The sequence below is a fragment of the Robertmurraya sp. genome (assembly GCF_036676585.1).
Classification (GTDB): domain Bacteria; phylum Bacillota; class Bacilli; order Bacillales; family Cytobacillaceae; genus Robertmurraya_A.
In genome coordinates this window covers 1-10,903 of the sequence record NZ_JAKFCQ010000131.1, presented here as the reverse complement: position 1 = coordinate 10,903, position 10,903 = coordinate 1, and the positions used below count along the sequence as shown (strand labels likewise).

Annotated in this window: 11 protein-coding genes; 8 read left to right on the top strand and 3 right to left on the bottom strand. The window is 38.1% G+C overall.

The features are described from left to right. Nucleotides 1-621 (bottom strand): transcriptional regulator YeiL (yeiL, locus tag ACGLXV_RS17465; RefSeq protein ID WP_391559627.1); only part of this gene is annotated, 621 nt, incomplete at its 3' end. Between the two features lie 83 nt (nucleotides 622-704). Between yeiL and ACGLXV_RS17460 the strand changes: the two genes are divergently transcribed. From ACGLXV_RS17460 to ACGLXV_RS17450, 3 genes are all read left to right on the top strand, one after another. Further along, complete coding sequence (locus ACGLXV_RS17460) at nucleotides 705-1,856, top strand: 3-phenylpropionate MFS transporter (protein WP_391559626.1); 1,152 nt, start codon at nucleotides 705-707, stop codon at nucleotides 1,854-1,856. Between the two features lie 324 nt (nucleotides 1,857-2,180). After that, nucleotides 2,181-2,321: a hypothetical protein gene (locus tag ACGLXV_RS17455; RefSeq protein ID WP_391559625.1), complete on the top strand. Its 141-nt coding sequence runs from the start codon at nucleotides 2,181-2,183 to the stop codon at nucleotides 2,319-2,321. Between the two features lie 186 nt (nucleotides 2,322-2,507). Further along, the gene (locus tag ACGLXV_RS17450) at nucleotides 2,508-4,595 is read left to right on the top strand and encodes a transglycosylase domain-containing protein (RefSeq protein WP_391559628.1); all 2,088 of its coding nucleotides are present in this window, start codon (nucleotides 2,508-2,510) and stop codon (nucleotides 4,593-4,595) included. 58 nt (nucleotides 4,596-4,653) lie between these two features. Here ACGLXV_RS17450 and ACGLXV_RS17445 read toward each other — a convergent pair whose 3' ends face one another. Further along, nucleotides 4,654-6,096 carry an alkaline phosphatase PhoX gene (locus ACGLXV_RS17445; protein WP_119707977.1) on the bottom strand — a complete coding sequence of 481 codons (1,443 nt, stop codon included), beginning with the start codon at nucleotides 6,094-6,096 and terminating at the stop codon, nucleotides 4,654-4,656. Between the two features lie 293 nt (nucleotides 6,097-6,389). Here ACGLXV_RS17445 and ACGLXV_RS17440 point away from each other — a divergent pair, with 293 nt between their 5' ends. The 3 genes from ACGLXV_RS17440 (at nucleotide 6,390) to ACGLXV_RS17430 (ending at nucleotide 8,863) form a co-directional block, all read left to right on the top strand. Then, nucleotides 6,390-6,569, top strand: a complete 180-nt coding sequence (locus tag ACGLXV_RS17440) for a twin-arginine translocase TatA/TatE family subunit (RefSeq protein WP_119707978.1) — start codon at nucleotides 6,390-6,392, stop codon at nucleotides 6,567-6,569. 92 nt (nucleotides 6,570-6,661) lie between these two features. Next, nucleotides 6,662-7,411, top strand: a complete 750-nt coding sequence (tatC, locus tag ACGLXV_RS17435) for a twin-arginine translocase subunit TatC (protein ID WP_391559624.1) — start codon at nucleotides 6,662-6,664, stop codon at nucleotides 7,409-7,411. A 210-nt stretch (nucleotides 7,412-7,621) separates the two neighbouring features. Further along, on the top strand, nucleotides 7,622-8,863 hold the full coding sequence (locus tag ACGLXV_RS17430; RefSeq protein WP_391559623.1) for an ATP-binding protein: 1,242 nt from the start codon (nucleotides 7,622-7,624) through the stop codon (nucleotides 8,861-8,863). 71 nt (nucleotides 8,864-8,934) lie between these two features. Here the strand turns inward: ACGLXV_RS17430 and ACGLXV_RS17425 are convergent, their stop codons facing one another. Continuing rightward, complete coding sequence (locus ACGLXV_RS17425; protein WP_391559622.1) at nucleotides 8,935-9,651, bottom strand: GntR family transcriptional regulator; 717 nt, start codon at nucleotides 9,649-9,651, stop codon at nucleotides 8,935-8,937. Between the two features lie 249 nt (nucleotides 9,652-9,900). Between ACGLXV_RS17425 and ACGLXV_RS17420 the strand changes: the two genes are divergently transcribed. Both ACGLXV_RS17420 and ACGLXV_RS17415 read left to right on the top strand, forming a co-directional pair. Beyond that, entirely contained in the window at nucleotides 9,901-10,560 is a 660-nt protein-coding gene (locus tag ACGLXV_RS17420; protein WP_391559621.1) for an amino acid ABC transporter permease, read from the top strand. Beyond that, nucleotides 10,553-10,903: ATP-binding cassette domain-containing protein (locus ACGLXV_RS17415; protein WP_391559620.1), on the top strand; the 351-nt coding region annotated here is incomplete at its 3' end. The genes ACGLXV_RS17420 and ACGLXV_RS17415, both read left to right, overlap by 8 nt.

Sequence of the window (10,903 nt, the reverse complement as noted above, 5' to 3'; positions counted from 1 at the left end):
AATCAAAAATCCTCGAGCATGTTTTTTCATTACCCCTTCTTCACATAGCTTTGCAAAAACGTGTAATAAATGACGGTACGATACACCTAAGTATTCACATACTTCGGTGTGTTTTTCTTTGTAAAAATCATGATCCGCTGACACGAGTATAAAAGCAGCCAGCCTGTTAATTAAGGGATATACCTGATTTTCCGTGTACTTCGCGGATATGGTTGTTGCTTTTTGACTTAGAAATATACATAAATGCCTCAAAAAGGTAGCGTCCGTGAGAAGCTTCTCTTTACAAGCCTGAATGGGAATCGCAAGACAAGTGACTTTACTGACGGTTTGAATCGCTTTGGATATACGTTCCTCATTTAATAATTCAATTTCTCCCATAAAAGTAGGAGCTTGCAAAAAATTAATCAGTGAAACTTTCCCATTTTCGTGTGTCACATATAGCTTTGCTTTACCCTCGACAAGATAATATAAGTACTCAGGATAGGAGCCTTCTTTGAAAATAAATTCACCCCGTTCAAACTGGCATACTTGAATATAGGGTGTGATGGGAAAGGAGAAAAGGGTTTCGATTGGGTATTTTGTAAGATAGTAATTACGTAAAGGTTCAACTAAAAATTGCATGAATTCCTCCGGAAAAATATGAGATATCTCATATTATTGTATGTATGTTCGTGTTATGATGCAAGAATCACGGAGGTATGAAAATGAATATTCAACATTGGCTTTCTCGAAATTTCTTTGTATTTTTTATTACATGGGGTGCATTTTTACCCTATTGGACTGGATGGCTCGTACAAGACAAGGGATTAAGTGTAACAGAAGCGAGTCTGATTATGGGAGTAGGATTAGTGGCAAGAGGACTTTCAACGCTGTTTGCTTTTCCTTTTGCTTCAAGATTTTTAAGTGCTCATAAGGTGATTCTGAGTTTAACAGTTATCTCACTCATTGCCACCATCCTGTATATTCCATCTTCTTCGTTTACAACATTATTCATTGTAACGATCCTATTTAGTGCCGTTTATCCGACACTCTTGCCTGCTGTCGAAAGTGCCGCGGCAGTGTTAGTAAGTCAACATGGAATACATTATGGAAAAAGTCGTAAATACGGATCGATTGGATTTGTTGTTTCCGTTTTTATCATTAGTATGTTAACCGGGCAGTGGGGAGAGCAAGCTATATTGTGGAGTATGTTTGTTGGTCTTGGTTTCATGCTAATTATGAGTTTTTTACCAACGCCGCCGATTTTATTAGAGGCACCATCAAAACAAAATCGAAAAGGGGCATTATCTGTCCAGAAATTATTAGAAGTTAAAAGCTTTCCGATCGTATTACTCATTGTTGTGTTATTACAAGGAGCTCATGCTTCGTATTACAACTACGGATATATTTATTTACAAGACTTACAAGTAAATCAGTATTATATCGGTTTGATTATTAACATAGCGGTCATTTTTGAAATCTTCTACTTTATGAAAGCAGATTCCTTGTTTCAAAAATGGAATACATCCTCCTTATTATTACTAGCGGCAGCAGGTTCGACTTTAAGATGGATACTTTTGTTTTTGTTCCCTAATATCTGGGTGTTTATTCTCTCTCAAAGCTTACATGCATTATCCTTTGGAGTGGCGCATTACGCGTTTATCACTTATATTACAAAGAATCTGCCAAAACAGCAGATTCCAAATGCACAAGGAATTTATTCCGCAATTGCCTTAAGCTTTAGTACGGCTGTGTTAACACTATTAGGTGGATTTTTATATGAGATTTCCCCGAATCTTGCCTTTTTAGGTATGATCATTTGTACCATTCCGGCGATTCTTGTCATTGTCGGGACAAGAAGGCGTTTTAATTTTTAAAATAACTATGAAGAGAGCATTGAACGATAGAGTTCATGCTCTTTTTTAGAAGAAAGAAATTGCCAATGATTGGGTTTTTAACAACTAAGGGATGAAAACCCAAGTCTATAGTGATAAAGAAATAAAGTGTGAAAGTGGAAGTGGAAGTAGCATCCTAAGGTGGTCATAAACCTTATCTTATGACGTGAACGCAACTGTATTTTTCGTCTTTCAAGTCATAAACGGTTTCTTATGACAGCTACGCTTCTGATTTTTGGTCTCTCACGTCATAAACTTTCTCTTATGACGCACCATATAAACATATTAAGAATAGGGAGGTCTCACATGGAAAAAATGAATGAAGAGTACAAAAGTATTCATCAAATGAAAGCAGAAAATAAAGAAAAGCTAGAGATTAGTTCAACGGGATATGGTTTAGAAAACGCTATTGAAGATAATGAAACAAAGAAGTCAGACAAGAGTTAAAAAAGGTGAACTCATAAAAGCAGGGCGTTTATCCACTAGGATGAACGCCCTATTTATTGAAAAAACGTTTGAACGAGAAGTTTTATTATTTATAATGATTCAGTGCATTACTTCTGATAAAAACGGGAAGTAACACAAGTGGAGACTTTTTATGTTTGAATAGTGGGGGAAAATTACGTGGGAAGAATGGAAAGACGACAACAAAGGCGATCATCAAGATTTTCTTGGAGTGCCTTTACTTCAAAAGGTGCAAAAACAAAGATTCTTGCGGCCGTTATCGGTGTGGCGCTTGTTTTCTTTATGATTTTTAATATTTTCATATGGACAACGGACGTAAGCAAGTTAGAAGAACCTGCACCACAACCAACCATCATCTTTGATCAAAAGGGAGAGGTTGCAAGTAAAATTGCCTCTTCTAATATTGAAGGGGTTAGTATAGAGAAAATTCCGGAAGACGTTGTACATGCGGTGATTGCAACAGAGGACCAGAGGTTTTATAAGCATGACGGAATTAACTATTTTGCCATTGCGAAGGCATTGATAAAGAATACCCTGAGTGGAGAAATTGTTGCTGGTGGTAGTACATTAACACAGCAGCTGGCTAAGAATGCTTTTTTAACACAAGAACGAACATATACTAGAAAGTTTAAGGAACTTATTATTACAAAGAAAATTGAACAAAAATATTCGAAAGATGAAATCATGGAAGGATATTTAAACCAAATCTACTTTGGTGAAGGGGCCTGGGGAATCCAACGTGCCGCCCAGACGTACTTTGGAAAGGATGTTAGTGAATTAACTCTTGGGGAATCGGCCATGATTGCGGGATTAATAAAAGCACCATCCATTTTGTCTCCTTTTAAAAATATGGACCGATCAGTTGAACGAAGAGATCTTGTTTTATCACTAATGGAAAAAGAAGGATATATTACGGAAGCGGAACGAAAACAAGCAAAGGAACAGCAAATCGTTCTAGAAGGAAAAAAAATCGATGGATATAAAGGGAAGTACCCTTATTATGTCGACCATATCATTGCAGAAGCGATTGAACAATATGACCTAACCGAAAACGAGATTCTGTCAGGTGGGTTGAGGATTTATACAGAACTAAATCCAGTCATTCAAAATGCAGCTGAAGAAGTGTATAGCGATAATAGCTTATTTCCGGAAAGCACCTCAGATCAGTTGCTTCAAAGTGGTGCAGCCTTTATCGACCCAGCTACTGGAGGAATTACTGCCCTTGTGGGAGGTAGAGGGGAACATGTGTTTAGAGGCTTTAACCATGCGACTCAATTAGAGCGTCAGCCAGGATCTACAATGAAACCATTAGCTGCGTATACACCTGCCCTCGAACAAGGATATGACATATTTGATAAACTTCAAGATCGTCCGATCGATATTAATGGATATCAGCCATTGAATTATGATAAACGCTTCCGTGGGCAAGTAACGATGTATGATGCCTTGGTTAACTCCTATAATGTGCCTCCTGTATGGCTATTGCAGAAAATGGGAGTGAAATATGGGGTCAATGCCGTAGAACGCTTCGGTATTACATTGGAGGAAGAAGACCAAACTGCGGGTATGACACTTGGCGGCTTACACAAAGGCGTATCACCTTTAACAATGGCACAGGCCTATTCTACATTCGCCAACAAAGGGGTCAGAATAACAGCCCATTCGATCACCCGAATTGAAGATGCAGAAGGAAAAGTAATCGCACAATGGAAAAATCATGCGATCAAGGTGACGGATCCAGAAGTTGCTGAGAAAATGACGTATATGTTAAAAGGGGTCGTTGAAGAAGGGACAGGAAGAAATGTGAAGGTAAGTGGTTGGGATATTGCTGGAAAAACTGGGACGACCGAACTTCCTTTTGCCAACGAGGCTGGAACAAAGGATCACTGGTTTGTCGGGTATTCTCCTGAAATGGTTGGCGCGGTTTGGATGGGTTACGATCAAACCGACGAAAATCATTTTCTAACCGAATCAAGCAGTTCCACTGTAACGATTTTATTTAAAGAAATATTTAGTAGGTCGACCTCTATTTTCTCTGAAAAGGAATTTGACCTTTCTTCCATTGAAAAAGAGTATCGTGACGCGAGAAAAGAAGAAGATGAAGAGGAATACGAAGAGGAAGAGGAAGAGGAAGAAGAAGACGAGGAAGATGAGAAAGAAAGCAAAAAAGAAGAGAAGGAAAAAGAAAAGGAAGAAAAGGAAAGAGAGAAAGAAGAGAAAAAGAACGAGAAAAAAAATAAGAAGAACGATGACTAGGGTCAAACGTTTAAAAAGGCAACTACATGGAATAAATGTAGTTGCCTTTCTCTTTTACTTAAATTTTCACTCCATGACGCTCAAAGGCAGCTGCTTCAAGAACAGAGATTCCTTGGCTTTCAGCGAATGCCGTTAGTTTATCAGACACTTGTGGAGCAAACAGTTTGCCAGGGGAGGAGTAAGACATTTCTCTCGCACGTGCTGAGTTGCTGCGCGCAAATGGTCCCCAAATCGCAAATGTTTTACCTGGAGTTTGAATGTTAACAAATAGTGTTTTGCCATCAGGTGAGAAAATCGGTCCTGCTAATTCTGATCCGCTTAGTCGGTTATTCGCAAAAGGATAGATGTTTCCTTCTGGTGTAATTCCCATGATACGGTCGTTTCCAGAACCATCCTCCGCAAACCATAGATCTCCCCAAGGTGTCATGCAGATATTATCTGGTGACTCCATAAGTTCTCGATCAGTTGCTTCATAGAAAAGCTCCAATGAATTGGTAGCTGGTATGTAGCGGTAAATGCGTCCAAGATTTTTTTCGCCGGCAGAGCTGTCGTCAAACCAGAACACACCAGCTTGGAAAAATGCTCCTTCCAGCTTTTTAAACTCGATACAGCCCTGTGCCTTTGCATCTTCACGACATAAATCCGGATTCAATTCCTTCCACACAATTCCTATCGTTTGTCCCGTTTTAAAGGTACTTGCTTTTGGAGAAGCGATTTCTTCGATAGCAGCTGCGTATAGCTTTCCGCCTTTTTGCAGGGCACCTGGTTTTTTGCTCGTGTCATTTGGAATAAAGCGGTATAAATAACTAGGGCTTGCATCCTCAGTCAAGTACACATATCCAGTGGCTGGATCGATCGCACAAGCTTCATGAGAGAAGCGACCCATGTCTTTGATTGGCGTTCTTGACAGTTCGTTTTCAGGATCAAGAGGATCTACTTCGAATACATAGCCATGCGTGGAAGAACGTGTTTCTTCACAAGTTAGCCATGTACCCCAAAGAGTCGCTCCACCTGCACAATTTCGAATCGTTCCTGAAGAGCTTACATATTCTTTCACTACGTTTCTAGCATTATTAATAATAAGTGTCGTTGTACCACCTACTGCTGCAGAGCTATACGGGTTTGTTCCAATAACCGGATTGGTGGCACTTGTCCCTAATTCATGGTTACGAACAAGAACCGTTGTATTGTTCGGTCCCTCGAAAGCGGCCATTCCATCAAAAGCTCCTGGAATCGCTGTTCCGTTAGTCATTGGCTTACCTTCTTCGGAAATGATCTTATAATGAAAGCCTTGTGGAAGGTCAAGAATACCATTTGGATCCGGAATTAATGGTCCGTACCCTCCAAACCCGCTTGTCGGATTATCGGTAGAATCGGCTAATACCTTTGAGCCTAAAGATAAAATTCCAGTGGAACCAAGAGTTAGGGCAAGTGTTCCCACACCTCCAGCTTTTAGAAAATCACGACGGTTTAATCCATTTTGAGTTGTTTCTTTTTTCATAAAAAATTTCCTCCCTCAAATTGTTAGTTTTCAAAAACTAGTTTTATAGTAAAGGTAGAGGATTAAGTTGAAATGGAGACCTTGTAAGAATTTTATGAATATTACTAATGAAATGTAAAAAATTTCTTGTTACTAATTACCTAAAGTGCTGTTGGAGAGAGGTAAAACCTATTTTCACTATTAATAAATTCTTAACACTTTTTTACAGTAGCTTCATTGGCTTTGTTTTTTCACTCCCCTATAATCAAAACTATTAATAAAATAAACTACTAGTGAATAGGGAGGTTTTTCATTTGTTTCAAAATATAGGAGTACCTGGATTAATCCTTTTGCTTGTGATTGCGCTAATCATTTTTGGTCCCTCTAAGCTGCCTGAACTAGGCCGAGCAGTAGGGTCAACGTTAAAAGAGTTTAAAAAATCCACTCGAGAGTTAGTATCAGATGATGCGCCAGTGAAAAAAGAGGAAAAATAAATTAATAGAAAATGAAGCTGTAAGATGTAAGATGTAAGTGGATACTCCTACTTACATCTTATTTTATGGAATGAATAAGAGGGGGCAAACAGATGCAAAACAGAGATGTCCATTTAGTAGAGCATTTAGAAGAACTTCGGAAACGAATCATAATCACATTAGGTGCCTTCATGGTATTCCTTATGGGCGCATTTATATTTGTAAAAGACTTATATAACTGGTTAATTAGGGACTTAGATGAAAAACTTGCGGTACTTGGGCCAAGTGATATTTTGTGGGTGTATATGATGTTATCAGGTGTATGTGCTTTTGCCTGTACGATTCCTGTAGCCGCGTATCAAGTGTGGAGGTTTGTCACGCCTGCATTACATAAGAAGGAAAGGGACGTAACACTCAGATTTATCCCTGGCTTTTTTCTATTATTTATTTTAGGTGTCAGTTTCGGGTACTTTGTTTTATTTCCTATCGTTTTAGGGTTTTTGATGGGGCTATCTGAGGGACAATTTCAGACCATGTTTACGGCCGAAAAATACTTTAGCTTCTTAATCAATCTCACATTACCATTTGGTTTTCTGTTTGAAATGCCACTCGTCGTCTTGTTTTTAACAAGATTAGGAATTCTCAACCCAATGAGACTAGTAAAAGCGAGAAAGGTCTCGTATTTTGTTCTTATTGTCGTGTCAATTCTCATCACACCACCAGATTTTATTTCTGATTTTCTAGTCATCATTCCATTGCTTACGCTTTATGAAGTAAGTTTAACTCTTTCCAAGATCGTTTATAAAAAGAAACTGAAAGAGGCAGCACTGGAAGAAGAAGTGGGTCTTAGTGAGGTAAGCTAGCGGTTATCAGAACCTAATAATTGAAGCTGTAGAAGAGTAATCATCATGGTGATTGCTCTTTTTTATTTCTGACACTGCCCCCTGGTACAAAAACAATACAAATATATTGACTTTTTTTGTCGGAAAAAGGAATTAGAAAGTTTTTATCGAATATGTGATAGAGTAAAAAATATTATTGCTGGGCAAGTATTTTACAGGGGGACAGGCTCCATGCTTCATGGGATAGAACTCATATTAAATCAAGTGTTAATGGTGCTTTTTCCTATTTGGACGTACCATTTGTTATTTCAGAAAAAAGGGTCTAGACAAGGGTTTAAACCAATGCTTGTATTGGTTCTAACCATCTCTCTCTTACTTACCTTAACATTTTCAATTAATTATTATGATACATTTTATTTTGATTTAAAAATGGTTCCTATCATTATTGCTTTTCTATATGGAAGCAATCCATGTGGGTTACTGATAATCGGCATTACCGTCGTTTATGAAATAATCATTCATGACGATGCCCCATTAATAACAGTGATGAATTTTGGAATCATAAGTGGATTACTCATTCTTTTAGCAAAGAAATTTCGTACATATAGTGATTTTAAAAAGATATTTTTAATTAGCACTCTGTATGGACTCATAACAATTACGAGGGGGATTTTGCTCGTTTACACGAATCACTCTCAGGAGATAGGAATCGTATTTACTTTTTCATTCATTTCTTGGCTTACTTTATTGTCTGCTATGTTTATCTTTGAAAATATGAACAAGCAGATGGAATTAGAGTCTAAGGTTCAACGGGCAGAAAAATTCGATGTGGTTGGTCAACTTGCAGCATCTGTAGCGCATGAGGTGAGAAACCCGATGACCGCTGTTCGAGGCTTTTTACAGCTTTTGAGTGATGATGAAAATTTAACAGAGTCTCAAAGAAGATACATTAATATCTCCATTGAAGAGATTGATCATTCTCAGGTCATCTTATCTGAGTACCTGTCCTTAGCCAAGCCTGCTACGACCGATCTAAAAATCCTTAACTTAAAGTCGGATCTAGACAATATTATCGAACTGATGAGGTCATTTACGAACCTTCAAACCATTTCGATTGTTTCTTCCATAGAAGATAGACTTCTGATCAAAGGCGACAGTTCAGAAATCAAGCAAGTTTTTGTAAATCTTCTCAAGAACAGCATAGAAGCGATTGGAGAAAAAGGCGAGATTATGGTTAGTGCCTATCAAAATGGAAAACATGTAATAGTAGAGATAGAAGATAATGGTCAAGGCATGTCAGAAACTCAACTGAAATATCTCGGTACCCCTTTTTATTCGACTAAAGATAAAGGAACGGGAGTAGGGCTGTCTCTGTGCTATAAGATTGTACACTCGATGAAGGGTACGATAAGGGTGAGAAGTAAACAAGGAAAAGGGACACGGTTTACGATCCAATTTCCAACGGTAGAGTAACAAATTCTCACACAAATATAAAACCCGAATAGTTGCCACTCTATATTGAGTGGAGAGCTATTCGGGTTTTTTCAACTAAACGTAAATTTATAACCTTCCCCAACAATAAGCTGCTTTCCGATATGAACAGGTTCGTGATCTTGATCAAAAATCACCGTTTTCATTAAAAACAAAGGTTCACCAGAGGGTACTTCTAGCAACTGAGCTTCTTCCTCTAGTGCACGGACGATTTCTAGAGTGGTTTCACCTGGATTAGAAGGGTGAATATGGTGTTTTTCTTTTAGTGTTTGATATAAGGAGCCATCTAAGTTTTCATTTAATAAGAATTTATATTTGTTATAAGGAAAGTAGTTGTTTTCTAGCATTAACGGATTTTCACCAGCATATCTAACACGTTGAATATAGACAACGAGATCATCAGGATCCAACTGAAGTAATTGACTGACTTCTGGTTCCGGTTGGAGAATTTCTCGTTTGATCACCTTGCTGCTCGCTTTTAATCCATTTGCTTCACAGGCTGCTGAAAAACTAATGAGGTGGACGATCTTTCTTTCGATTTTCGGTTTGCTAACAAAGGTTCCTTTTCCTTGTTTTTTAATCAGGTAGCCTTCATCAACTAATTCGGTAATCGCTTTTCTCACGGTGACTCTACTAATATCATATTTCTCGCTCAATTCCACTTCCGTTGGGATTTTTTCTCCAGACTTCAGCTTCTTATTAACAATTTCACTACGAATTGATTCTTTTAATTGTAGATATAGAGGGATCTTGTTCTCCTGGCTAAGCATTTCATCACCTTCTTTATAAATGTATGCGCTATATTTGTAAAACGTATTGTATCATCTTATCTTGTGAAGCGCCAATGATTTATGTTTATTTAAAGAGAATAATAGTAAAGTATTCAGAAAATACTAAAAAGTATTGACGAGTGTTCTTTTTATATAGTATATTTTCATAAAACGTTTTAATACGTTTTATTATACATAATAGATTCATTGGTTTTGATTTTACTATAAAAAGGGAGGAGTGAACCGATTATGGATTTGGATTTTACGCAAATAGCACCATCGATTCCATACATCTTAGAAGGGTTAAGGATTACGATACAAATTGTATTAGCAGCCGCTCTCCTTGGTTTTACACTAGGGATTATCCTGACCTTATGTAAAATCAGTAAGTTTCGGCTGTTGCGCTGGTTTGCCGATGGTTATACTTCTGTATTCAGAGGAACACCGATGGTTTTACAATTGCTGATTATTTATTACGGATTGCCACAAATCATTGGGTTCGAAATCACGGCATTTCCTGCAGCAGTGATTGCATTTGGAATGAACTCAGCCGCTTATATTTCTGAAATTATTCGCGCTGGAATTCTGGCGGTTGATAAAGGACAAAGTGAGGCATCCCTTGCACTTGGAATTCCATATCGCCCCATGATGAAAGATATCATCCTCCCGCAGGCAATGAAAAACATCTTGCCCGCACTAATGAATGAGTTTATTACTCTTACGAAGGAATCAGCAGTCGTAACGGTGATTGGTGCGATGGATGTGATGAGACGAGCGTATATCGTGGGTGGTCAAACGTATCGTTATTTTGAGCCGCTTCTGATCGCGGGGATCATTTATTACATTTTGGTCATGGTTCTTACGATTCTTGGAAAAGCGATTGAGAGGAGAATGAGAAAAAGTGATTAAGATAACGAGCCTCGAAAAATCGTTTGGAAGCAATACCGTTTTAAAGGGGATATCAACAGAAATTAAAGAAAGCGAAGTTGTAGCCATTATTGGACCCTCTGGATCTGGAAAGTCGACGTTTCTTCGATGTATGAATCTATTAGAAACACCAACTAAAGGAGAGATTTGGTACAGACAAATAGAGGTGACCAATCCAAAAGTAGATCTTATGAGTGTCAGACAGAACATTGGCATGGTCTTTCAGCATTTTCATTTGTTCCCACATAAAACCGTTTTAGAAAATCTAACCTATGCGCCAATTACCGTAAAAGGGATGTCCAAGGAAGAGGCTGAAAAGATTGGG

Bases quoted from the DNA above. Each gene is read 5' to 3' on its own strand.
- ACGLXV_RS17460 (WP_391559626.1), top strand. From the start codon at position 705: ATGAATATTCAACATTGGCTTTCTCGAAATTTCTTTGTATTTTTTATT.
- ACGLXV_RS17455 (WP_391559625.1), top strand. From the start codon at position 2,181: ATGGAAAAAATGAATGAAGAGTACAAAAGTATTCATCAAATGAAAGCA.
- ACGLXV_RS17450 (WP_391559628.1), top strand. From the start codon at position 2,508: ATGGAAAGACGACAACAAAGGCGATCATCAAGATTTTCTTGGAGTGCC.
- ACGLXV_RS17445 (WP_119707977.1), bottom strand. From the start codon at position 6,096: ATGAAAAAAGAAACAACTCAAAATGGATTAAACCGTCGTGATTTTCTA.
- tatC (WP_391559624.1), top strand. From the start codon at position 6,662: ATGCAAAACAGAGATGTCCATTTAGTAGAGCATTTAGAAGAACTTCGG.
- ACGLXV_RS17430 (WP_391559623.1), top strand. From the start codon at position 7,622: ATGCTTCATGGGATAGAACTCATATTAAATCAAGTGTTAATGGTGCTT.
- ACGLXV_RS17425 (WP_391559622.1), bottom strand. From the start codon at position 9,651: ATGCTTAGCCAGGAGAACAAGATCCCTCTATATCTACAATTAAAAGAA.
- ACGLXV_RS17420 (WP_391559621.1), top strand. From the start codon at position 9,901: ATGGATTTGGATTTTACGCAAATAGCACCATCGATTCCATACATCTTA.